Genomic DNA, 21,565 nt, shown 5'->3' on the forward strand with positions numbered 1-21,565 from the left:
GCACACCATGTCCTGGCTTCGAGGGGTTGGGTAGATGACTTGGCCGGACGCATACGAAGTAACGACTCCCCCAATCCCTAAACGGCTGCTTCTGTGGCCGAATGCGGTCTATAAGGATCAACGTGCGGCGACATTGCCCTATTCAACTGCCGGGATAGGTGTTTGGGAAGATGCCTTGGGCGGCAAGTTGGTTGTCGTAGGCCTCGACCACTAATTTTCTGGCCTGATGGAATCGATATATCTGCTCATCGTAAATCACGGCCAGCTCACCCCAGAAATGATGAACTGTGTAAAGGGCAGCGACATTATCATGCCGATCTGTTCGGGCTTTTTCTTTCACTTCTTCCAACTTGTTGCGTGTGCTCATTCTGCCGCCCGCAATACCGGCAATCCCATGCTCCAGAACATGGACGAGGATTTTCCAAGCGGGATCATCGTCTTCGAAGATTTTGATCATGTTGCCCCTTGCTTCCGAGTAGTCCGAAAGTAACCGTCAATGCCTCATATCTCCATCGGCCCCAAAATAGCCCTCTCCCACATAGCCCCTTCTCCCGCCCTTCACGCCGCAATCCGCCCTGTCTCGGTCAATACCTTGACCAAGCTCAGCGACCTTTCTAGTTCGGCCTTCTGCAAGCGCTTTCAGAAACTGGCCGTCACCTCGCCAGGCACGTGCTGCAGCGAGTCGCACGCCTAGCCCGATGAACGTGAAACCGATCAATCTATCTATCCACCTCCTGACACGCGGGCTACCGCTGACAGCTCGTGCGGCTTTCGCCGCTAAACACGCAACGGTAATATCGTTGATTAGCCCCAAGAGGACAAAAACTGCGCCGAGCACCAAAAACGCAGCAGTTTTGTCAGCGCTATCGGGTGTTACGAACTGTGGAAAAAATGCGACGTAAAAAAGTAAGACTTTGGGATTAAACGCATTCGTCAGGAAGCCACGAAACAAAAGTGTCGTGTTTTTTAACCGGGGTGTACTAAGGCTGATGTGACTTGGAGCCGCTTTTGCGAAGAGTGTCCGAATCCCCAGATAAACAAGATACATGCCACCCAGGTATTTAATCGCGATGAACGCTGATGGGGAAGTAGCCAGCAGGGCCGTGAGCCCGACCGCACAGAAAATCGTGTGTAAGCATCCTCCCAAGGATACGCCCAAGGCCGACAAAATGCCGGCGCGTCTGCCATGCACCATGCCTTGGCCTGCAACGTAAGCGACATCCGGGCCTGGCGTTGCATTGAGAGCGATGACGGCTAGTACAAACAACGGGAAGTGGACTATACCCAGCATGAAGGCATCCTTGCTCAGCGGTGATCGGCAAAAATTTACCGGTTTGAAATTGATCCTCACTCTAGACCTAAACGCCGGGATCAAGAAGTGCCTTCATTTCTTCGTAGATGTCCATCGTCCTTTATCACCCAGGCGCAATTTGCCGGCGAGCCATGACAGCGTTACCGCCGGAATTGAGAGAAAGGCCGCATAGATGATACCGACAGCTAGCAACGGGGATGTACCGGAAATCGCCAAAACCACTGGGATCTGAGAGAGCATTACGACAGCGCCTGCGGACCACTGTGAGCTTCTCAGCACTGCGCCAAGGATCACTGACAAAACGAGCGCGGCGGGATAGATGATGGTCCAGTAACTAGCCAGGTCCCAAGGCTCGTCAGCCCCTGTGATTGCTGAAACAACAGTCCAAAAAAATAAGGACACAAGGCAGGTAGCAATGAATGCCATGAACAATTCCTAGACCTTCGGAGCAAAACGGCTCTGGTCATTATCGTAATCGGGGTTGATGGTCCGGTCTCTTGATTTTGTTCCTGACCACCTCGTGGAAAAATGACAATCCCCGCGATTGCTGCCATCAAAATCATGAGGAGTGTCCAACGTTCGGCAATGGCTTTTTGGTCTACTGGTTGTCCGGCCTAGGCGGATCAGCGCCTGAGCGCCCCCAAGATAAGTAACGCGAAAGCGTCTACGCCTTGGCGGGTTGCATTTGGCAGTCATAGTCTGACGAGCATACAGGCAGCGGTGGCATCAGGGCTGGGTGTCTCGGTTCTGCCTGCTTCGGCGGTGTTGCCAGAACATACCGTGTGCATGGATCTTCCTGAATTGGCGCCGACCGAGTTGGCGCTGATCAGTCGCGAAGGCACTCTGACCGGATTGCAGCGAGGGCTGGTAGAGTTTCTACGACAAGAACTGGACGAGCCATCCAATTAATCAACGCCTGCTTTGGCAAATGCCTGGGCAGGACTAACCCGATGCAGGCACTCACCGCTATCCAGTGACCGCCACACGCCCCCGCTCATGCAAACGGCAGTGGCCCGCGGAATGTGCCGATGGGCACCCAGTGGGTAATCAGACCCGTATCCTGCTTCCAGTGATGCAGGAGTAACGCCGGCGGCTCCACATATGACGCCTCTTCAGCCTCTGGATCCAGGGCCAATCCGATGGCAGTCGTGGTGCTGGGGGCGGTGCACAGGACTGTTCCGCCAAACCGTAATTGCATCGAGCGGTGAATGTGCCCGCACACAACGCGCTCGATCGCCGGATAGCGCTGCACCACCTCGCGCAGTCGCTCCGAGTTCCGGCAGGCATACGTGTCGATATAAGGAATGCCACTGAGGAACGGTGGCTGGTGCAGCATGATCAGAGTCGGGCGCGTCGGCTCCTGGGCGAGTGCCGCATCGAGCCAGGCCGCAGCCGCCTCGCTCATGTCGCCATGATGTTCCTGCGGTACGGTCACATCCACACCAATGATCCGTACCGGCCCGAGGTCATCGGCGACGAAGTGCCACGGGCCTGCCGCTGAAGAGAGGATACGGCGGGGAAAAGATAGAGCCCATTAAGGTCCGGTCATCATGATTGCCAGGAATCATCAACAACGGCTGCTCAATCCCGGCCAGCAATGTACGCGCCATTGCATACTCTTGCGGTAGCCCCTCATCCACCAGGTCACCGGTGATGATCACGACATCGGGTCGCGGCGTAAGCCTGTTCAGGTGTGCAATGGCCTGCTCGCACATCGTGTTTGAATCAACCAGCCCCTGATAAAGCATGCCTTGCGGCCTGATATGCAGATCGGAAAGGTGGGCAATCAGCACGGGACCTTCTCCATAGAGGATCAATGGCCGGGTGAAGGTAGCATGCCTGGGCTGCGATGGACGGGGGTCAGCTTCCATCCGACATGCCAGAGCGCCGAGATCTTGAAGGCCGGAACGGACGATGGAGGTCGAACCGGCCTTCAAGATCTCGGCACATAACTTGCTCTTCTTGTACACCCTCGCCTTGCTGGAAGTCCCCATGCTGCACTCCCATCTCACCACCCTCAATGCTGTCTCACTGGTCCTGAGCACGTTCAAGGCGCAAGGCTGGTCTGCCGAGGCGCTGCTGGCCGGCAGTGGCATATGTGCGGCGGACTTGAACCGTGCCGACACGCGCATCGCCACGCATCAGGAGATGCAGGTGTGCGCCAATGCCGTGGCTCTGCGCCGCGATATCGGCCTGATCGTGGGGCGGCGTATGCATGTCTCATCCTACGGCATGCTCGGCTATGCCCTGCTCACCAGTGCCACTTTCGGTGACGCGCTACGTCTGGCTCTGCGTTATCCCGCGCTGCTGGGAACACTGTTCGAGCTGAGTCTGGAGGAAGACGGCGAACGTATCTGGTTCACTGCGGGCGATTACCGCGAGAATCCGGCACTGACCGCCTTCAATGTCGAGCTGTGTCTGGGATCGCTAAAGGTCATTTGCGACGACCTGCTCGGCCACTCACTGCCCTTGCTGGGCGCTCGCTTTGAGCACGATGCACCGGACTATCAAACTCGCTACGTCGAATGTTTCGACTGTCCGTTGCAGTTCCAGGCCACCGTCAATGCATTTGCTTTTGATAAACGCTGGCTCGCCCAGCCTTTACCGCTGGCTGACGCGGTAACACATCAAGCCATGGCTGAGCGCTGCCGAAAACAGAACACTGAATTCACCGGGCGCGAGGCCTGGCTGGGGCGAATCCGGCAATTGCTGGCTGCACAACTGCATGCCGCACCGGGGCTGGACGGGCTGGCCCGACAGATGAACTGTTCAGCGCGCACCTTGCGTCGACACTTGCACGACCTGGGCTCTAGCTATCAGGAACTGCTCGACGAACTTCGTTTCGAACGCGCCAAGCAACTGCTGGGTGAAGACCGGTGGCCCATCTACCGGATCGCCGAGACTCTGGGCTTCAGCGAGACCGCAAGCTTTCGGCACGCCTTTGTGCGCTGGAGCGGCGTGGCGCCGAGCCAATTTCGCGCATGACGCCTCATTGAGGGGCGAATTACGGACAGAAAATCTGGCCATATTTATCCCCTTTTGGCCGCACTTGCCGTTCTCATAAACCGCGCCCAGCGCAAGACTGTATTCACCGATACAGCCTGCGGAGAACAACAAATGCTGACAATCTACTCGGATGATCATCACCTGCACCACGGCCGCTGTGAACTGATGGACGGGCAACTGATGCCCTGCTTCGAAATGCCCTCGCGCGCCGATCATGTGTTGCAACGGGTCAAGGACCGTCAACTTGGCGAGGTACAGGCGCCGCAGGACTTTGGCCTGGAACCGCTACAACGCATCCATAGCCGTGAGTACCTCGATTTCTTCCAGGGTGCGTGGGCGCGCTGGACCGAATTCGGTCAGGACGGCGACCTCCTGCCCTACACTTGGCCCGCCCGCACCCTGCGCCGCGTATTACCCGAAAGCCTGCATGGCCAACTGGGTTATTACAGCTTCGACGGCGGAGCGCCAATCACCGCCGGCACGTGGCAGGCAGCCTACTCGGCAGTGCAGGTCGCGCTTAGCGCCCAACAAGCGATTCAGCAAGGTGCCCACAGTGCTTTCGCCCTGTGCCGCCCGCCCGGACACCACGCAGCTGGCGACTTGATGGGCGGTTATTGCTACCTCAACAATGCCGCCATTGCCGCCCAGGCCTTTCTTGATCAGGGCCACAAAAAGGTCGCGATTCTGGATGTGGACTATCATCACGGCAACGGCACCCAGTCGATTTTCTATGCGCGCAACGATGTGCTGTTTACCTCGATCCACGGCCACCCGGAGGCGGAGTTTCCGTTTTTCCTGGGCTATGCCGACGAGCCGGGTGAAGGCGCAGGTGTCGGCTTTAACTTCAACTATCCTCTGCCGGCCGGTTCCGGCTGGGAAACCTGGAGCGCAGCGCTGGAGCAAGCCTGCACAGAAATCGATCGCTACGACGCCGACATCGTCGTCGTATCCCTGGGCGTGGACACATTCAAGGACGACCCGATCTCGAAGTTCAAACTCGACAGCCCGGATTACCTGGCGATGGGCGCACGCATCTCCCGCTTGGGTAAACCTACGCTGTTCGTGATGGAAGGCGGCTACGCAGTGGAAGAAATCGGCATCAATGCCGTCAACGTTCTCGAAGGTTTTGAAGGGGCTGCCCCATGAACATGTTCAAGTCACTTATCCTCTGCGCTGCCGTTATCAGCGGCGCGGCTCATGCCGAAGAGAAAACCCTGCGGGTCTACAACTGGTTCGACTACATCACCCCCAAGGCGCTGGAGGACTTCAAGGCGCAGAATTCCAGCCTTAAATTGGTGTACGACATCTTCGACACTAACGAAGCCTTGGAAGCCAAGCTGCTTACCGGCAACTCAGGGTATGACGTGGTGGTGCCGTCCAACGTGTTCCTGGCCAAGCAGATCGAAGCCGGTGTATTCCAGCCGCTGGACCGCAGCCAATTGCCGAACTGGAACCACCTCGACCCCAAGCTGATGAAGCTGATCGAGGCCAACGACCCAGGCAATAAATTCGCCGTGCCCTACATGTACGGCACCATCCTGATCGGCTTCAACCCCGACAAAGTCAAGGCCGCCCTGGGCGCCGATGCGCCAGTGGACAGCTGGGACCTGATTTTCAAGGAAGAAAACATCAGCAAGCTCAAGCACTGCGGTGTAGCGCTCCTGGACTCGCCCTCCGAAATCCTGCCCCTGGCCTTGCAGCACCTGGGCCTGGACCCCAACAGCAGCAACCCCAAGGACTATGTGAAAGCCGAAGCGCTGCTGATGAAAATCCGCCCCTATATCACCTACTTCCATTCCTCCAAATACATGGCTGATATCGCCGACGGTGACATCTGCGTCGCTGTCGGCTACTCCGGCAGCTTTTCCCAGGCCGCCAACCGCGCCAAAGAGGCCAAGAACGGCGTGACCGTGGACATGCGCCTGCCCAAGGAAGGCGCACCCATCTGGTTTGATATGCTCGCCATCCCCAAGGGTGCCAAGAACCCACAAGACGCCTACACCTTTATCAACTATCTGCTGCAACCGCAGGTGATCGCGCCAATCAGCGATTTTGTCGGCTACCCGAATCCGAACAAGGACGCGACCGACCAAGTCGACCCGTCGATTCGCAACAACCCTAATCTGTACCCGACCGAGGCGGCGATGACCACGCTATACACTCTCAAACCCTTGGGGCGTGATGCGGAGCGCGCCAGAACACGGGCTTGGACCAAGATCAAGTCAGGCACCTGATACCTTGCCGTTATGCGTAGTTGGGCGAACTGGATGACCCCTGAGGTAAAGCGTGCTGTGCGCTTGCACGGTGTCCGCAGTGGTCGGTTTGCTGTGGGAAATGGTCAGCTTTGGAACAGCGCTCAGCGATTGAATAGTGGGCTCAAGGTCGAGAAGGCTTTAGGTTAAGCAGGGACATGGACGTCCGCTTTCGGCCCAGAGTGTGTAAAAACGTCGCAATTAGCGCGCCCTGGCTCCCCCTTAGAAAATACCTGTGCAGAAATAGCGCTACGCATTTTTACAGCGCTCGCAGGATTCAATCGGCCCAGAGCTGGCCTTGGGCTGTATCGCCGCCCAAAAGTAGTCAGCCCAATAGCCAGACCTCAATTTCTCGCGCCTGCCAGAAACCGGAGATCACTGACCGTTCATCAGGCCGAATGATATCATAACGACATCACGCCGGCATGACTGCTTAAAACTTGTACAAGTATGAATTCTTGTACATATATCGGGCGGTACATCGAGTACGCCCCTTCCCCCGGAAAACCAAGCCGCCGTCGGGTTTCAACGGCACGGTGCCAACGCGGGCGAGCAGCGGTTGATCAGGTGGGCAACCTGAGCAAAGATCAGCAGGCTGAGAGGCACAGTATTTTTGCGAGACGCCTCAAGTCACCAACTACGATGCCGATATTCTTAGCAAGCTTACGATGCAGACATGGAGTTCAAGAATGAGAGATAGGTTTGAGGCCTCCCAATCTAAGGATTTGCTTAGTCGTTCAAACGATGGATATTTAGATGCGGCGACTGATCGGAACTGGACTATATGGCAGCTCGCTTGGAATACCGCGCTTAGTCGCGAATCCCACAGGAATGGCGAAGGTTCGCCGTTCAGCACTCTGACGGCTGAAGAAGTTGAATTCGTGAAGCGGCTGTACAACGATTCTCACGAATAGGGCAGTTAAGGTTTCCTGTCTCCGCCCTGGCACCCCGTGTTTAAAGACAAGCAACTATTTTGCAATGCTGATTAGTGGGGCGAAGTGCTTGGCTGGCTTAACTCTATCCGGCGTCTATTAGGTGAATCACCCGCGCCATGATGAGAGTCGCGCCTGACTATTCTGAAGAGGCTAACGGCTTCTTGCAGATCCGATTCATAAAGCAGGTTCTTCGCCAGGCCGGTGGGCCGTTCACGTCATCCAGTAGGCCCATCAGGAAAGCCTCCCGCTGCCATCTGATCCGCATTTTTACAACCTTTCTGAATCTGTACTGCAAACACCCCACCCTTGATAATCAGGCCACCCAGCTGCCGGACGGCAACTGATCAGCTAGCGCCCGGCAATGCCGGACGCAGCAACCATTATTGGGAGGTCTTGTGGGCAAGCTAACGATTTATATGGCAGTGTTTTTGGTTGCGGCCATCGGCTTGGGGATGCTGGCGACTATTCCTCCGAGCTGAGGAAGGTCCGGCACTTGAATAGTGTTGAATGTTCAGAGAATTAAAACCAAGCCATTGCAACCGTCCTCTGAACGCTGTGCATTCTGAAGACGGTTTAGCGTCTGATGCCGCCTTACGCAGCCAGTGACTGCGCATCAAGCGTGTTATTGCCGGTCAGTACGATCTCGGCAATCGTCCCCGGCGAACCCACCGACTCAGGTTTCGCTGTCTGTGCATAAGCACCCAGCTGCCCCGCGATGGCACCTACGTAATGCGGGTTGATGGTCGACATGCCATCCCAGATTGCCGATGCGGTGGCGGTGCTGCCGAATGCCTTGCCTGCGTGTTCGCCTCCGACGAAGGTGCCGTTGGACAGAGCGTGAGTAATGACCGTCCCGTCACTGGCTGTCACGACGCTGCCTTTGTAGCTGAAGGCGGTTGCAACGTTGCCCGAAACGTCGAAAAGTACCACGGCGTCGTCTTTGCCAAGGCCGGGAAGGTTGAGACCAACCACTTTGACACCGCTATCGAGCCCCCATACTGCTTTGAACGCCTGCAGGGCTGCGTCGTCGGTGGCCTTGGCAATGACCAGTTTCTCTCCAGCGGCAAGCGTCAGATTAGCGGGCAGGCTGATCGCTTCGCCAAACTGAGCACTGTCGTCATCCACACCCCAACCACTGAGGTTGATCGTGGTTGAGCCGTAGTTGTAGAGCTCAAAAAAATCATCACCCGTCGCGTTCGAGTTGACCTCGGTGATCAGCAGGTTGTAATGCGCTGCCGCCCCGGTTTTGAAATCGATGGTTCGTGCGGTCAGTGCGTTGCCCGAATGATCGGTAACAGCGTCGGCACTGAGCACCAACTTGTAATCCGTCGCGGTAAGCAACTTGGCGGTTGGCTGGAGGTTGATTTTGTTGAAGTCGACCTTGACGCCCGGATTCCCGCTCGCAAAGCTCTGGACCAGATCACCATTGGCCTTCTGGAGCTGAATAGTGCCCGCGCCCAGGGTCACGCCCTCATCAAAAACCAGCGACAGCGAACTGGATGCCGCAACATCCGTCGCCTTGTCAGCCGGGGTTGCCGCAACCAGGACTGGCGCAGCCGTGTCGACCACCGCCGAACCCAAGGTGATCAAGTTGCCTTTGAACTGCTGCAGAGCCGGAGCGAGGTCTTTGGAGACTTCAGTCTGACCGGGCCAGATCGTGTCACCGTTATCCTGGAGCAGTTGAATCTGAGTCCCGGGCTTGATACTGGTGAGGGAAACAATGGATTCGAAGCTGCCGCCAGTGCTCTTGAGCAACGCGTCCAGGTTATTGCTCAACTCAACCGGCGCGGTGGCGGCATCGCCATTCCAGGTAAACAGACGGAAATCGTGGGTCACTTCATTGGAAGCAGTACCGGATGGCCCGGCGATGATCAGATAACCGCTGCCATCAGCCGCCTTTTCAATCGAACGAATACCACGGCCGCCCAGATTCAATTCGATTGCAGCGCCGAACTGCGCGGTCGTAGCAGCGCCACTCAGGAGAGCCTGATAGTTTTCGACCGGGACAATCAATGCCTTGTCGCGGGTGGTGGTATCGGTCTGGGGAGCGCGGAAACCCAGCCATAGGGCGCTGTTGTCAAGAGAGGTGGTCATGCCTTCGATGGAGAAGCCATTGGTGTTTTCTGGGGAGATACCCGCTGCCGACGATGCTGCAAAGCCGAAGTAATTTGCCGCTTTGCCGCTGGCTCCGGCCTGATCCCACTGGACCAGTGCAGCCTCAAGGCCTTTGAAGTCACCCTGGTAGGTGAAGGCGGTACTGGCACCGGTGCCGCTGATCTTGACGCTGAAAATGACTTCGCGACTGTCCGCGTCCACGCCCTTTTTGGTATTGCTGTGGGACCCACTCAGGTAAAGCGTGTCGCCGATCATGACGGCGGCCTCCAGATCAACCTCGCCGTTGACGCCGATGGCCTGGCTGTAATTCCACTCATATACCGCATCACCACCGGCGCGGTCATAAACCCGCAGGACGTTGGCTTCGTCATCGCCGACGATCATGTACTTGCTGTCCAAAGCCACTGCTGCCGATGCGTCCGAGGAATTCGCTGTCGAACCTGCCTTTGGGGTGAACGTTGCTTCCAGTGCCGGAGCTGGCGGTGTTGGCGTCACGGGTGGTGTTACAGGGGGATTGACCAGCAGCGCGTCGGCAGTCGTTTTGATCAGCTCAACCAGCGATTTCTGCCCCTGCCCCGCAACCACGGTATCGACCTCGGCCTTGGTCGGCGCGCGCCCCAGCAAGCCGTTGTAGGCCAACACGACTTGAGCCTTGACGCCATTGGTACCAGTGCCTTCCCCAGAGGTGCTAATGGACGACAGCACCTGATCACGGGACATGCCGCTGGCCAGCTGAGCATTCCAGTACGCCAGACCGGCCGCATCCGGGGCACGACCCAGGGCGTTTTGGTAAAGCACTGTCAGGAAACCCGTGTCACTGCTCTGGGCGCTCTGAGCGAACTCGGCGGACTGAGTGAACGCCACCGCAATACTTGCCAGTTCCATACCATCACGCTTAGCAGCGACCCAATACTGCAAGCCACCAACATCCGGCACTCGGCCAAATGCTGCGAAGTAAAGGCTGACGATCGGCGCGACGCTGGTGGCAGCTTCCTCGGAGCCGGTAAATGCCGTCACCACATCAGCAACGCCTTGCAGACCGCTGTCGATACGCCCCGCCCAATAGGAAATTTCAGCAGCCGAACCTTCTCGGCCAAGAACATTTTTATAGAGCGAGGAGACCGTATCGAAAGTCGTAGCCATGGGGGATTTGTCCGCTTTTAATTCAGAAGACCATGGACGTTAACAACAGCTTTTTACGGTTTTGTTTCAAGGTTGATACAGATTGCCCGCGGTATTACCTGGGAGACGTTGCGATGCATGCCCATCTGGTTGGTGGACAGTTCGCTGACGCAACCGCCACGAATCCACCCACCCGAAACACAGAATCCTGACCCGCCAGGTATATCCGTTCGGATTCAAATCGCCGCCGGAAATCAAGTTTTCGCTCCGTCTGTCAGCTTCCCTGAACGGCTCGCCTGATCCGTCGCTCTTTTTTCCTGTGGTCACCCAGATGCCCACACAGCCGCTTTGGCTAAAACAAGATGAGGAATTAGGCCATGTTCATGCATAACCGTCGTTTGCAATATACCGTTCGAGTGGCAAGACCTGATCCCGGGTTGGCCAATCTACTGCTCGAGCAATTTGGTGGCGCGCAGGGCGAACTAGCAGCTGCTGCGCGTTATTTCACTCAGGCTCTGGCTGAAGAAGATTCAGGCCGTAAAGACTTGTTAATGGACATCGCCACGGAAGAACTGAGCCACTTGGAAATCATCGGCTCGATTATCTGCATGCTCAATCGAGGCGGTAAGGGTCAGTTGGCGGAGGGCGTTCAGGAAGAAGGCGAGTTGTATCGGGCGATCAATGGCGCAGGTAACGATTCGCATATCACTAGCCTGCTATATGGCGGGGGTGCGCCGCTGGTCAACTCCGCGGGTGTGCCATGGACGGCCGCCTACGTTGATACCATTGGCGAGCCGACTGCGGACTTTCGCTCCAATATCGCCGCCGAAGCCCGGGCCAAGATTGTTTACGAACGCTTGATGAATGTCACGGACGACCCTGGTATCAAAGAGGCGCTGGGCTTCTTGATGACTCGCGAAATCGCCCACCAGAAATCATTCGAAAAAGCGCTGCAATCCATTCAACCCAATTTCCCTCAGGGCAAGCTGCCAGGCATGCCGGAATTCACCAACGTGTACTTCAACATGTCCAACGGCGGTCCTGACATGCGCGGCCCATGGAACGAAGGTGAAGAATGGGAATATGTCGAATCGCCCGAACCGGCAGTTGATGGGGGTGATGGGAGTGCGTCGGTCATGCTTTCCGAGGACGACGAGCAAATGCTGCTCAATATGAAAACCCGCACCATGTCCGATCCGGATGCCAACCCTATCACCGCCGCTGATCTGGGCTCGGGTTTCGTGCAAGGCAAAAATACATGAGACCTTGGCAATCAATGCTCAAATCAATCAAAGGAGGAAGGTTATGACGGTGTTTGACGACTTGAACAGTCTGAATTCAGAGAAGCTTGAAACGGCTCCTAAAGTGTTTGATTCAACACTGAAAAGTTTTGATGTACAGGCAGGCAATCTCAAACGCGGCTTTCAGGTCAACCAGGCGCTCAATAGCCTGCGAACCCTGAGGCAGTTGAATCAAGAGCTTAAGTCGTGCAAGACCCAATCATATTCGCCGATAAGCTATTACCCAGATGACCGGCACGAGTAACAGGCAGTGATCAATAACAGTAGTAGAGCGAGCCCTGCTCCGGGCTTGCTCTTGTTAATGATCTTAGAGACAAACCGCGTTCTGATTACGCTGAATAGCGATGTGGTCGATGGTTCATGGCGATGATCAGGTTGAGTGCAACAGCGCCCGCGATCGAAGCGAGCAGGATCGGCAGGCTGACCAGATAAAGCGAACCAAGAACGACCAGCACATCCACGACCATCTGAAACTTCCCAGCGCGCAGACCAGTGCGCTCCTGCAGATACAGCGCAAGGATGTTGATCCCGCCCAGACTCGCCTTGTGGCGGAACAACACGATAAAGCCAAGGCCCATCATCAGATTACCGAGCAACGCGGCGTAGATCGGTTGCAAGTGATCGATGTGGATAAATCGTGTGTGCAGATCGGAGAACACCGAAACCAGCGCCACTGCGCAGAACGTCTTGATGGTGAACTCCCAGCCCATTCTCCGAATTGCCAGATAATAGAAAGGCAGATTGATCAGAAAGAACGCCATACCGAACGAAAGCTGCGAGGCATAGCTGATGAGGAAAGCGATCCCGGCACTGCTACCGGTTACACCACCCACCTGGCGCAGCAACATCACCCCGAATGACACCATCAAAGTCCCCAGAATAATGGCGAATACATCTTCGAACAGCGAATGGCGGGCGGTGGGGGCTGCAACGGTTTCGGTCATGATGAACTCTGGGCAGATCGAGAAAATACAAAGCGCGCATAGATTACCGGCTTAATGAGCATTGCGCGCAAATAACTTTAATAAACGCCTGACTCGCGCACAATAACTATAAATATGCACTATGCACGCACCGCTCACTCCTGCGCTGGCGCTTGAGTTCATTGGACTGGTTCAGGAGCTACCGGAGGCTGCGAGCCACAATCAGGTTGCCTTCGCGGCCTTAGGCAGCTCCTTGGTCGAGAACAGCGTTTGCAGTGAGGCCATATTTCGCCTCTTTCAGCTGGCTTCGTTCTTGCTTACTAGGTCAGTATTGTTACCGACCGATCCACCTTCCTTTCGAGTTTCAGATCCCTATGAAGAATACGAAATACTGCGCCACTGCCGCCCTGCTCTTCGGTTTCTCCGGTCTTGCCATGGCAGCGGAACCGGTCTCGCATCTGGATAAAGTGCTGCAATCCGGCGAGTTGGCCGTGTGCACCACGGGTGACTACAAGCCCTATACGTTTCTGCGCGGCGACGGCGAGTACGAGGGGATCGACATCGAGATGGCGCGTTCACTGGCGCAAAGCCTCGGGGTAAAAATCCAGTGGGTGCCTACCACCTGGAAAACCCTGATGCCGGACATGGTCGCTGGCAAATGTGACGTCGGCATGGGCGGGATATCGGTCACGCTGGAACGCCAGAAGAAAGCCTATTTCAGCAACACCCTGGACATCGACGGCAAGATCCCTCTGGTACGTTGCGAAGATCAGGCGCTGTACCAAACCATTGAGCAGATCAATCAGCCGACTGTGCGCACGATTGAACCGGCCGGCGGCACCAATGAAGCCTTCGTCCGCGCCTATCTGCCTAAAGCGCAGCTGGCTTTCCACGACAACAAGACCATTTTCCAGGAGCTTCTGGACAAGAAAGCGGACGTAATGATTACCGACGCATCCGAAGCCCTGTATCAACAAAAACGCATGCCTGGCTTGTGCGCCGTCAACCCGACCAAATATATGCAATACGGCGAGAAAGCCTACCTTCTGCCCCGTGATGATGTGACCTGGAAGGGTTATGTCGATCAGTGGCTGCACCTGAGTAAATCAACTGGCACTTATCAGACGGTTGTTGGCCACTGGCTGGCGGTACAGGGGCAGTAATACTGCAGGAGCGCATGAGCACCGCGAGGCCGCGATCTCGGTCCGTCTGATACACCGCGATCGCGGCCTCGCGGTGCTCGCGGTGCTCCTACAGAAAGGCTTGTATCGCACAATGAAAGCCAACAAAAGCATTACCCGAGCATTTTGCGTCGAACTCCAACAGGAGCTTTCGATCGCCGCTGCACGTCGGGAATACTTCTCGATGGAGACGCCGCAGCGGTTCGAGTTTCTCTGCTCGACAGAGGCCTGCCGCAAGCTGGGCGCCAAGGTCACCGGCGTGCGTTATGACGTAAAGCCGCAGGACAACCCGACCTTCGTGTCCGCGCACTTTCGCGCCAATCCCCACTACAACCATCACCCCGACTGCGAGTGGATCGAGGACAGCGACGACGAGAACCAGACGCCCTCTGATATCGAAGAGACGGAGCCACAGGCGCGTCTGCGCAAGGCCAAACGCAAGCTGGATGATTACATTGACGTCTTTGATCCAGGCATAAAGGCACCTGCCAAAGAGCAGTCCAAAGACCGCGCTTTCAAGCCTGTGTCCTTACCCGTTACGGATGACACGCTGCCAGCCGAGCCTGCGCAACTCAAGACTGCACACAAACGCGAGACCCGCACCAACAATCTTGAACGCCTTGTCGACAGTTTCCGACAAGCCAAAGCGCAATTGTCCACTGATGACTTCAAACTATTGACGCTCAAGGTTCCAGGTCAGGGCGAACTGGCACTGCGCTCATATTTCCGCCACATCAAATATGCGCAGCCAGGCCACAACAACCGCGTGCTCTATGGCGGCGGTCTGGTGGAGCGTTATGGGTCGGGTTTCAAATTCAAGTTCTTCGATAGACTCGAAGGCAAGCCAGTGACGCTGTATGTGTCGCCAGCACAAATGAAGGCCTATCGCTCCAGCCGCTACATCAGTGAGCTGCTGAGCCATGCCGAGGAAGTGAGATTTTTTACGGTGTACGCCTTGGGCGAAGTCAGCCAAAGCCCGTCCGGAAAAAGCGTCAGCGTGGCAGTTGAAGACCTGCGGCACTTGGTAATTGTGCTGGGGCCGGCGAAGGAATAATGATCTGGAGCGGTTCCGGTGGGAGCAAATTCATTCGCGAAGCGCTGTATCAGCCGACGGTGATGCCGAATGATAAGCCGCCTTCGCGGATAAATCCCCTCCCACAGAGTTCGTGATCTACCTTGCGCTCATCAGACCTTGACGATCCAGCCTGCCGGCGCTTCAACGTCACCGGACTGCACGCCCGTCAGCTCGGCGTAGAGCTTGCGGGTGATCGGGCCGACTTCGGTTTCGCTGTAGAACACATGCAGCTTGTCCTTGTAGGAAATCCCGCCGATTGGCGTAATAACAGCTGCGGTGCCGCAAGCGCCGGCTTCTTTGAAATCGGCGATCTTGTCGATGAAAACATCACCTTCCACGACTTTCAGGCCCAGACGGCTTTGCGCCAGTTCGATCAGCGACAGGCGAGTGATACCTGGCAGTACCGAAGGAGATTTCGGCGTTACAAATACGTCATCGTGAGTGATTGCAAAGAAGTTGGCCGAGCCGACTTCTTCGATCTTGGTATGGGTTTGCGGATCCAGATAAATAGCGTCCGCGAAGCTGAGTTTCTTGGCTTCGGAACCTGGCATCAGGCTGGCCGCGTAGTTACCGCCAACCTTGGCAGCGCCTGTACCCTGAGGGGCGGCACGGTCGTAGCCGGAAATCATGAAGTTGTTCGGCTTCAGGCCGCCTTTGAAGTAAGCGCCCACCGGGATGCAGAAGATCGAGAAGATGAACTCGGGTGCGGTACGCACGCCGATGTTGTCGCCCACACCAATGACGAACGGACGCAGATACAACGCGCCGCCGGAACCGTATGGAGGAATGAAGCGTTCGTTGGCCGCCACGACTTTCTTGCAGGCCTCGATGAACATATCGGTCGGTACTTGGGGCATCAACAGACGGCCGCAGCTGCGCTGCATGCGCTGGGCGTTTTGGTCGGGACGGAACAGGTTGATCGAACCATCCTTGCAACGATAGGCCTTCAGACCTTCAAAACACTGCTGGCCATAGTGCAGAGCGGTGGAGCCCTCGCTGATATGCAGGACGTTGTCTTCAGTCAGCGAACCCTCGTCCCACGCGCCGTCACGCCAGTGAGAGAGGTAGCGCATATCAGTTTTGATGTAGTCGAAACCCAGGGTGTCCCAGTTAATGCTGTCGTGACTCATAACGCCCTCTTTCATTTAACGGCTGCCTGGACGAATCAGGCTATCGCCGTATTCTGCCAGATCATCCGCAGCTTGAGTCTCGAAAAACGCATAAACCTTGTTACACCTTTCAATCCGCTGTTCTGGCTGGCGGGACATCACGCGCCAGGCACTGAGCAAACAGCTTGTGCAGCGGCAAATCGCGCTGGGTTCGACGCATCAGCAGCACCACCTCGCGAAAAAACGTCATCTCCCGCAGCTCGATCACCCGAACATGTGCGTCGCGCTCCAGCCATAAGCCTGCCCTTGGAATAAGGGCCACCCCCAATCCGTTCTCGACGAACTTGACGATGGCATCCAGCTCATCCAGTTCTAGAGCGACCCGCACCTCAATGCGCTGTTCGCGTAGAAACTGCGTGACCTGACGCCCGCCAAACGAGGCCCGGTCGTAACGCACATGGGGTTTCTCGGCAAGGATTCGCAAGGGGTCCCGCTCTTCCACATCCAGCGGTGTGATGAGCACGAAGGGTTCCGTTTCCAGTACCTGTACATAAAGTTCTTTGGGCAGTTCAAAGGGCGGCTTGATCAGAATCGCCGCATCCAGCTCGCCTGCATCCAGCTGGCTAAGCAGGTTCAGCGACACACCCGGCACGAGCTTGGCTTCTACCGACGGCGCCCGCTGACGTAACCTGAGTAGCGCCTGAGGCAAAAACCCGGTCTGGGCGCTGGCAATGGCGCCGATCTTCATCTCGCCACGGTAGTCATCTGCGGAATCAGGAATCGACATCCGATTGAACAACTCGAAGATTTCCTGAGCCATAGGCAACGCACGAATACCCGCAGCATTGATAATGGCCTGACGGCCCGTGCGATCAAACAACCGCACACCCAATGCCTGTTCAAGGTTCTTGATTTGCGAGCTGACCGCCGACTGGGTCAACCCGATGTGCATGCCGGCAGCGGCGAAGGTCCCGTAACGGGCAACAGCGGCAAACGTCTTGAGCTCGCGAAGCATGGGCATCCCCACTGATCGAAATAATTGGTGCTGAGCAGTCAATATATCCGCTTTGTATTAATTTATTCCTCTCTAAAATAAAACCACGTCCGAACCGATCCATAAAAACAGGAATAACCCGTGAGCCTATCTCCTTTTCATCTGGCAATCCCCGTGTATGACCTGGCCGCCGCGCGGCACTTTTACAGCGAAGTGTTTGGCTTTGCCGAAGGACGCTCCAGCGATCACTGGGTCGATTACGATTTTTATGGCCACCAATTGGTCATCCACGAGCACCCAAAAACCGCGTCCCAGGAGTCGGCGCACACCAACGCCGTGGATGGCCATGACGTACCGGTCCCGCACTTTGGCGTGGTATTGAGCTGGGAAGACTGGGAGGTTCTCGCTGAACGCCTTCGCTCGCAAGGCATCAGGTTCGTGATCGAACCCTATGTGCGCTTTCAGGGGCAAGTGGGTGAACAAGCCACGATGTTCCTGTTCGACCCTTGCGGTAATGCCTTGGAGTTCAAGGCGTTCAAAGACATCGGGCAGTTGTTTGCGAAGTAATCGGATGAGTATCCTGACACCACGCTAGCGCACAACGAACATCGATCTGTGGGAGCGAGCTTGCTCGCGAAGGCGGCGTCCTGGCTGAAAGAGATACTGTGAATGCCACAACCTCTTCGCGAGCAAGCTCGCTCCCACAAAAAGCATTTCAATTGGTCAGCTTAGCCACGCTCTTCCGCTCACGGATATAGCTCAGGAACGCTGGCATATCCGAACTGCACAATGTGCGGGCAACGGTTTTGACTTCTTCCATAGGCCAATCCCACCAGGCTGCCTGCAGTAGCTCTTCGCGCACTTCTTCCTCGAAGCGCCAGCGAATGAATTTGCAGGGGTTGCCGCCCACGACGGAAAACGGCGCTACATCCCGGGTCACGACAGCGCCAGCCGCCACGATGGCACCGTGCCCGATGGTGACGCCAGAAAGGATCATCGCATCAGCGCAGATCCAGCAGTCGCTCCCAATCACAACATCGCCTTTGCTGGGCGCATAGTCCTTGATGTCCTCCACCTCGCGAATCATCGCGGGAAAGGGATAGGTCGTGATCCAATCGGTGCGATGCTCGCCCCCCAGAAGGATCCGCACACCTTCGGCAATAGAGGTGTAGGAACCGACTCGCAGGATTGTGTCGTCACCAAACTCAATAACTTCCGGTATCCCGTAAGTCCCCACACCAAAGGTATAGCGCGGGTATTTCAGACGGATTTTTTCAGGTGCTCTTTGCAGCTTTTCCAGCTTGCGCAGACGTTTTCTTGTTTTCCGATCTTTGAGCAATTCAAGGAATTTCATGGCGGCCCGTGATAACGACAATTTGAAGGCAACGGCTGTCAGTTTGTTTACCAGTGAAGAACCAGACGCTTGAAACGACGTAGTGTTTTGCTGGTCATGTAGCGAAGCGGGATCGAGCGTATCAGTTTCCAGGCATAGGCTTTGTCGGAAACAACTGCATATTTGAGCGCCTTATTGATGATATGGGTTCTGCCTGACTGGTAACCCGGGCAAGAACGGTAAGGCTCGATAGTCTGCAGATCAGCGTCAAGCAGGACCTTGTATCTGCGCGACAGATTATTTGCATGGCGCCGATACCGCGTGACATCAATAGGCAGCACATCGATCCCATATCCTTGATGGGCGATCTTCAGGGTCATCTGAAAATCCTGAACCCTGATCTGCGGGTCATAAAGACCGGCTGCCTTGATGGCGTCGAGTCGATAGAGCGCGACCGGCGCTCCCACCACGACCGCCTCACTCAATACCTTCTCGAAATCCAGATGCTCTATGTAATCCCGGGACTGACGCTTGGTCTCGTTTCCATCGCAGTCCATATAAATAATCAACGCCCCGACACACCCTAGCTGCGGGTGTTTGTCCAGGTACTCGGCACGAACACGAACCGACTCGGGCAGCATGATGTCGTCCAGGTCCGGTGTGGCGACATAGGTGCCTTTGGCGTATCGCAACCCATGGTTGAGGGTGGCACTGACACCCTGATTCGCCTGGCGATAAAGCTGAAACGAGTACTTGCCCTGTAATGCTTCAAGCATTGCATAACTGTTATCCGTCGAGCCGTCGTCGACGATAATGACTTCAAAGTTTTCGTAGTCCTGGGCAAATATGCTTTCAATCGCCGCTTCGAGAAATTTTTCCGCGTTGTAGCAAGGCGCGATGATGGATACCAGAGGAGGCTTGTTCACCGTGGGTGGTGCTGTCGGCTCAGGTTGTTCAGACATTATTATTCGGCTCCCTTGATCGGCTGAGCGTAGCCGGTTCCCATGGCAAATGCCTGTAACCACTACAAGATGCGTCTACTCTGCCCAAAGTCGGGTAGAAATTTATTGATATTTTCAATCGGTCATAAGTGTAGCCGACCCAAAAGACGATATTTTGACGACACACAAACACCCACGCAAGCCCACCCCCATTAAGGCCATTTATTTGACTTAAGACCTCATCCCTTTAAGTTGGATCGTTATGTGCCTGAGCGCGAGTTATTGATAACGCCGCATCTCAGGCAGTGCGATCAACCCGACTACTCACCGGATGAGCGAGCCAGCCATGGATACAGGCATCACCGTACCAGCCCCATCCACTGCGCGCAGTATTGAGCAGCGTCTGATGATGCTGGTGTTTTTGCTGCCAATTGCCCTCATCACCCTGTCGGTGCTTTGGATAAACGACGGCCGACTGATCTATACCCTCGATGACCCTTATATCCATATCGATTTGGCCCGGCGTATTTTCGGCGGCCACTATGGGATCAATATCAATGAATACTCAGCTCCCTCGTCGAGCATTATCTGGCCATTACTTTTAGCGTCGTTTACACCACTAGGTCAGTTCATGCTGTGGGTGCCGTTGATATTGAACATCGGGTTTTCCTATCTGACATTCTCTCTGTTCAATCAACTTTTGAGGGATGTCCGCCTCGGCTATCGTTTTTTGATACTCGGTGGCTGGTTTCTGGCGACCAACTTCTATGGCCTGATTTTCAATGGCATGGAGCATTGCCTGCAGATCTATCTAGTGACCCTGATTGCCATCGGTATTTTGCACAAGGAGTTCGAAAACAATCCAACCACTCGCGACGGCGTTTATATCGCAATTCTCATGCTGCCACTGGTGCGCTATGAAGGTCTGGCTGTTTCACTGCCCGCGTTACTTTACCTCTTCCTTAAAGGTGAGCGGATAAGACCTGTCGCTTATGGAACCGGACTGTTGACGGCAGTGGCGTTGTTCTCCTTGTTTTTATCCCATCTGGGTCTAGGCTACTTGCCTTCTTCAGTGATTGCCAAATCCGACACTACCGGTCTTTCATCCATTGCGATGAACGCCATCGGACAATTCGAAAAGTACGGCTGGATCATCGTCATCATGCTTGTCACTTGCGCCCTGATGCCTGAGAGAAAGCTGTTCGCGCTATTGATCATCAGTGTCACGGCTTTACATGCCCTGTTTGGCAAGAATGGTTGGTTCGGGCGCTACGAAATTTATTGGCTGACGTTCCTCGGAGTATTTTTCATGCACCTGTGCCTGACGCAATTTCGGGCACGCACCACCGCTATCATTTTCGGCCTGCTACCTCTGGCTTTTGCGCAACTGGTCTACACGACCCTGAGTACTCCGCTAGCGGCAGCGGCCGTCTATAACCAGCAATATCCGATGTCACAGATCGCCCAACGCCTCAATGCGCCGGTGGCGGTCAATGATCTCGGGCTGGTTGCGCTGAACTCGCGGCAATACGTACTGGACCTTTGGGGCCTGGGCAGTCTGGAAGCGCTGAAACTGCGCAAATCCCAACGCGGGTCCGCGTGGATCAGTGATTTGATGGAGCGCAAGAATGCGCACTATGCGTTCGTGTATGAGGAGTGGTTTGCAGAAAGGCCCGCGAGCTGGATCAAAGTCGGCGAACTGCAGATGAACATCCCGAAGATCGCCACTGCGTTCAGCACGGTAGCCTTTTTTGCCACGGATGAAGCTTCGGCGCAGACACTCAAGGAAGTGATGCAGGCTTATGCGCTGGAGTATCCAACGGGTAAATACCATTTCCGGTTTGATCGGTAAATCCGGGCGTTTTATCAACAAAATATAAGCATTGAAGCCACTTTTTTGTGGGAGCGAGCCTGAACTGGCCTAATGATTCCGGACACCTCTTAAGGGCGATATGATTTCGCCCAA

The 21,565-nt window shown here is 55.6% G+C and carries 18 protein-coding genes and 2 pseudogenes; 10 read left to right on the forward strand and 10 right to left on the reverse strand.

Annotated features, from left to right (window positions below):
• Nucleotides 1–142 precede the first annotated feature (142 nt).
• The 3 genes from IV01_RS05550 to IV01_RS0125430 all read right to left on the reverse strand — a co-directional run bounded on the left by IV01_RS05550 (nucleotide 143) and on the right by IV01_RS0125430 (nucleotide 1,738).
• Entirely contained in the window at nucleotides 143–457 is a 315-nt protein-coding gene (locus IV01_RS05550; protein ID WP_032630589.1) for a hypothetical protein, read from the reverse strand.
• Nucleotides 458–493: 36 nt separating this feature from the next.
• The gene (locus tag IV01_RS0125425; RefSeq protein ID WP_080290377.1) at nucleotides 494–1,291 is read right to left on the reverse strand and encodes a LysE family translocator; all 798 of its coding nucleotides are present in this window, start codon (nucleotides 1,289–1,291) and stop codon (nucleotides 494–496) included.
• A gap of 93 nt (nucleotides 1,292–1,384) precedes the next feature.
• On the reverse strand, nucleotides 1,385–1,738 hold the full coding sequence (locus IV01_RS0125430; protein ID WP_050507888.1) for a hypothetical protein: 354 nt from the start codon (nucleotides 1,736–1,738) through the stop codon (nucleotides 1,385–1,387).
• A 234-nt stretch (nucleotides 1,739–1,972) separates the two neighbouring features.
• On the opposite strand from IV01_RS0125430, the pseudogene IV01_RS05545 reads away from it, so the two are divergent.
• Nucleotides 1,973–2,221 (forward strand): annotated as a pseudogene (locus IV01_RS05545) (LysR substrate-binding domain-containing protein); the annotation flags it as partial.
• Between the two features lie 85 nt (nucleotides 2,222–2,306).
• Here IV01_RS05545 and IV01_RS27555 read toward each other — a convergent pair.
• Nucleotides 2,307–3,060, reverse strand: a pseudogene (locus IV01_RS27555) (phosphodiesterase).
• Nucleotides 3,061–3,304: 244 nt separating this feature from the next.
• Here IV01_RS27555 and IV01_RS05540 point away from each other — a divergent pair.
• The 3 genes from IV01_RS05540 to IV01_RS05530 all read left to right on the forward strand — a co-directional run bounded on the left by IV01_RS05540 (nucleotide 3,305) and on the right by IV01_RS05530 (nucleotide 6,552).
• Complete coding sequence (locus tag IV01_RS05540) at nucleotides 3,305–4,297, forward strand: AraC family transcriptional regulator (RefSeq protein WP_032630611.1); 993 nt, start codon at nucleotides 3,305–3,307, stop codon at nucleotides 4,295–4,297.
• Nucleotides 4,298–4,429: 132 nt separating this feature from the next.
• Entirely contained in the window at nucleotides 4,430–5,464 is a 1,035-nt protein-coding gene (locus tag IV01_RS05535) for a histone deacetylase family protein (RefSeq protein ID WP_032630592.1), read from the forward strand.
• On the forward strand, nucleotides 5,461–6,552 hold the full coding sequence (locus IV01_RS05530; RefSeq protein ID WP_032630593.1) for a polyamine ABC transporter substrate-binding protein: 1,092 nt from the start codon (nucleotides 5,461–5,463) through the stop codon (nucleotides 6,550–6,552). Before IV01_RS05535 ends, IV01_RS05530 begins: the two co-directional genes overlap by 4 nt.
• Before the next feature lie 1,544 nt (nucleotides 6,553–8,096).
• Here IV01_RS05530 and IV01_RS05515 read toward each other — a convergent pair.
• Nucleotides 8,097–10,763, reverse strand: coding sequence for a DUF3616 domain-containing protein (locus tag IV01_RS05515; RefSeq protein WP_032630596.1), 2,667 nt, complete (start codon nucleotides 10,761–10,763; stop codon nucleotides 8,097–8,099).
• 356 nt (nucleotides 10,764–11,119) lie between these two features.
• Here IV01_RS05515 and IV01_RS05510 point away from each other — a divergent pair, with 356 nt between their 5' ends.
• Together IV01_RS05510 and IV01_RS05505 are read left to right on the forward strand one after the other, a co-directional pair.
• On the forward strand, nucleotides 11,120–12,004 hold the full coding sequence (locus tag IV01_RS05510; RefSeq protein ID WP_032630597.1) for a manganese catalase family protein: 885 nt from the start codon (nucleotides 11,120–11,122) through the stop codon (nucleotides 12,002–12,004).
• A 43-nt stretch (nucleotides 12,005–12,047) separates the two neighbouring features.
• On the forward strand, nucleotides 12,048–12,287 hold the full coding sequence (locus IV01_RS05505) for a hypothetical protein (protein ID WP_032630598.1): 240 nt from the start codon (nucleotides 12,048–12,050) through the stop codon (nucleotides 12,285–12,287).
• Nucleotides 12,288–12,372: 85 nt separating this feature from the next.
• On the opposite strand, the gene IV01_RS05500 is transcribed toward IV01_RS05505, so the two are convergent.
• Nucleotides 12,373–12,987 carry a YitT family protein gene (locus IV01_RS05500; RefSeq protein ID WP_032630599.1) on the reverse strand — a complete coding sequence of 205 codons (615 nt, stop codon included), beginning with the start codon at nucleotides 12,985–12,987 and terminating at the stop codon, nucleotides 12,373–12,375.
• 353 nt (nucleotides 12,988–13,340) lie between these two features.
• Between IV01_RS05500 and IV01_RS05495 the strand changes: the two genes are divergently transcribed.
• Together IV01_RS05495 and IV01_RS05490 are read left to right on the forward strand one after the other, a co-directional pair.
• Nucleotides 13,341–14,129, forward strand: a complete 789-nt coding sequence (locus IV01_RS05495; protein WP_032630600.1) for a transporter substrate-binding domain-containing protein — start codon at nucleotides 13,341–13,343, stop codon at nucleotides 14,127–14,129.
• A 112-nt stretch (nucleotides 14,130–14,241) separates the two neighbouring features.
• Nucleotides 14,242–15,201 carry a hypothetical protein gene (locus tag IV01_RS05490; RefSeq protein ID WP_032630601.1) on the forward strand — a complete coding sequence of 320 codons (960 nt, stop codon included), beginning with the start codon at nucleotides 14,242–14,244 and terminating at the stop codon, nucleotides 15,199–15,201.
• A 131-nt stretch (nucleotides 15,202–15,332) separates the two neighbouring features.
• Here the strand turns inward: IV01_RS05490 and IV01_RS05485 are convergent, their stop codons facing one another.
• Together IV01_RS05485 and IV01_RS05480 are read right to left on the reverse strand one after the other, a co-directional pair.
• Complete coding sequence (locus IV01_RS05485; protein WP_032630603.1) at nucleotides 15,333–16,352, reverse strand: branched-chain amino acid aminotransferase; 1,020 nt, start codon at nucleotides 16,350–16,352, stop codon at nucleotides 15,333–15,335.
• A 109-nt stretch (nucleotides 16,353–16,461) separates the two neighbouring features.
• Complete coding sequence (locus IV01_RS05480) at nucleotides 16,462–17,346, reverse strand: LysR family transcriptional regulator (RefSeq protein WP_032630612.1); 885 nt, start codon at nucleotides 17,344–17,346, stop codon at nucleotides 16,462–16,464.
• A gap of 120 nt (nucleotides 17,347–17,466) precedes the next feature.
• Here IV01_RS05480 and IV01_RS05475 point away from each other — a divergent pair, with 120 nt between their 5' ends.
• On the forward strand, nucleotides 17,467–17,892 hold the full coding sequence (locus IV01_RS05475) for a VOC family protein (RefSeq protein WP_032630604.1): 426 nt from the start codon (nucleotides 17,467–17,469) through the stop codon (nucleotides 17,890–17,892).
• Nucleotides 17,893–18,040: 148 nt separating this feature from the next.
• On the opposite strand, the gene IV01_RS05470 is transcribed toward IV01_RS05475, so the two are convergent.
• Together IV01_RS05470 and IV01_RS05465 are read right to left on the reverse strand one after the other, a co-directional pair.
• Nucleotides 18,041–18,679 (reverse strand): CatB-related O-acetyltransferase, encoded by a 639-nt coding sequence (locus IV01_RS05470; RefSeq protein WP_032630605.1) that lies wholly within the window; start codon nucleotides 18,677–18,679, stop codon nucleotides 18,041–18,043.
• Between the two features lie 47 nt (nucleotides 18,680–18,726).
• Nucleotides 18,727–19,620 carry a glycosyltransferase family 2 protein gene (locus tag IV01_RS05465; RefSeq protein WP_032630606.1) on the reverse strand — a complete coding sequence of 298 codons (894 nt, stop codon included), beginning with the start codon at nucleotides 19,618–19,620 and terminating at the stop codon, nucleotides 18,727–18,729.
• Between the two features lie 325 nt (nucleotides 19,621–19,945).
• On the opposite strand from IV01_RS05465, the gene IV01_RS05460 reads away from it, so the two are divergent.
• On the forward strand, nucleotides 19,946–21,451 hold the full coding sequence (locus tag IV01_RS05460; RefSeq protein WP_032630607.1) for a hypothetical protein: 1,506 nt from the start codon (nucleotides 19,946–19,948) through the stop codon (nucleotides 21,449–21,451).
• Nucleotides 21,452–21,565: the final 114 nt, after the last annotated feature.

The sequence above is a fragment of the Pseudomonas syringae genome, from assembly GCF_000737245.1.
In the GTDB taxonomy this organism is placed as follows: domain Bacteria; phylum Pseudomonadota; class Gammaproteobacteria; order Pseudomonadales; family Pseudomonadaceae; genus Aquipseudomonas; species Aquipseudomonas syringae_J.

Coding starts and splice junctions, on each gene's coding strand:
- IV01_RS05550 (WP_032630589.1), bottom strand. CDS start 457: ATGATCAAAATCTTCGAAGACGATGATCCCGCTTGGAAAATCCTCGTC.
- IV01_RS0125425 (WP_080290377.1), bottom strand. CDS start 1,291: ATGCTGGGTATAGTCCACTTCCCGTTGTTTGTACTAGCCGTCATCGCT.
- IV01_RS0125430 (WP_050507888.1), bottom strand. CDS start 1,738: ATGGCATTCATTGCTACCTGCCTTGTGTCCTTATTTTTTTGGACTGTT.
- IV01_RS05540 (WP_032630611.1), top strand. CDS start 3,305: ATGCTGCACTCCCATCTCACCACCCTCAATGCTGTCTCACTGGTCCTG.
- IV01_RS05535 (WP_032630592.1), top strand. CDS start 4,430: ATGCTGACAATCTACTCGGATGATCATCACCTGCACCACGGCCGCTGT.
- IV01_RS05530 (WP_032630593.1), top strand. CDS start 5,461: ATGAACATGTTCAAGTCACTTATCCTCTGCGCTGCCGTTATCAGCGGC.
- IV01_RS05515 (WP_032630596.1), bottom strand. CDS start 10,763: ATGGCTACGACTTTCGATACGGTCTCCTCGCTCTATAAAAATGTTCTT.
- IV01_RS05510 (WP_032630597.1), top strand. CDS start 11,120: ATGTTCATGCATAACCGTCGTTTGCAATATACCGTTCGAGTGGCAAGA.
- IV01_RS05505 (WP_032630598.1), top strand. CDS start 12,048: ATGACGGTGTTTGACGACTTGAACAGTCTGAATTCAGAGAAGCTTGAA.
- IV01_RS05500 (WP_032630599.1), bottom strand. CDS start 12,987: ATGACCGAAACCGTTGCAGCCCCCACCGCCCGCCATTCGCTGTTCGAA.
- IV01_RS05495 (WP_032630600.1), top strand. CDS start 13,341: ATGAAGAATACGAAATACTGCGCCACTGCCGCCCTGCTCTTCGGTTTC.
- IV01_RS05490 (WP_032630601.1), top strand. CDS start 14,242: ATGAAAGCCAACAAAAGCATTACCCGAGCATTTTGCGTCGAACTCCAA.
- IV01_RS05485 (WP_032630603.1), bottom strand. CDS start 16,352: ATGAGTCACGACAGCATTAACTGGGACACCCTGGGTTTCGACTACATC.
- IV01_RS05480 (WP_032630612.1), bottom strand. CDS start 17,346: ATGCTTCGCGAGCTCAAGACGTTTGCCGCTGTTGCCCGTTACGGGACC.
- IV01_RS05470 (WP_032630605.1), bottom strand. CDS start 18,679: ATGAAATTCCTTGAATTGCTCAAAGATCGGAAAACAAGAAAACGTCTG.
- IV01_RS05465 (WP_032630606.1), bottom strand. CDS start 19,620: ATGTCTGAACAACCTGAGCCGACAGCACCACCCACGGTGAACAAGCCT.
- IV01_RS05460 (WP_032630607.1), top strand. CDS start 19,946: ATGGATACAGGCATCACCGTACCAGCCCCATCCACTGCGCGCAGTATT.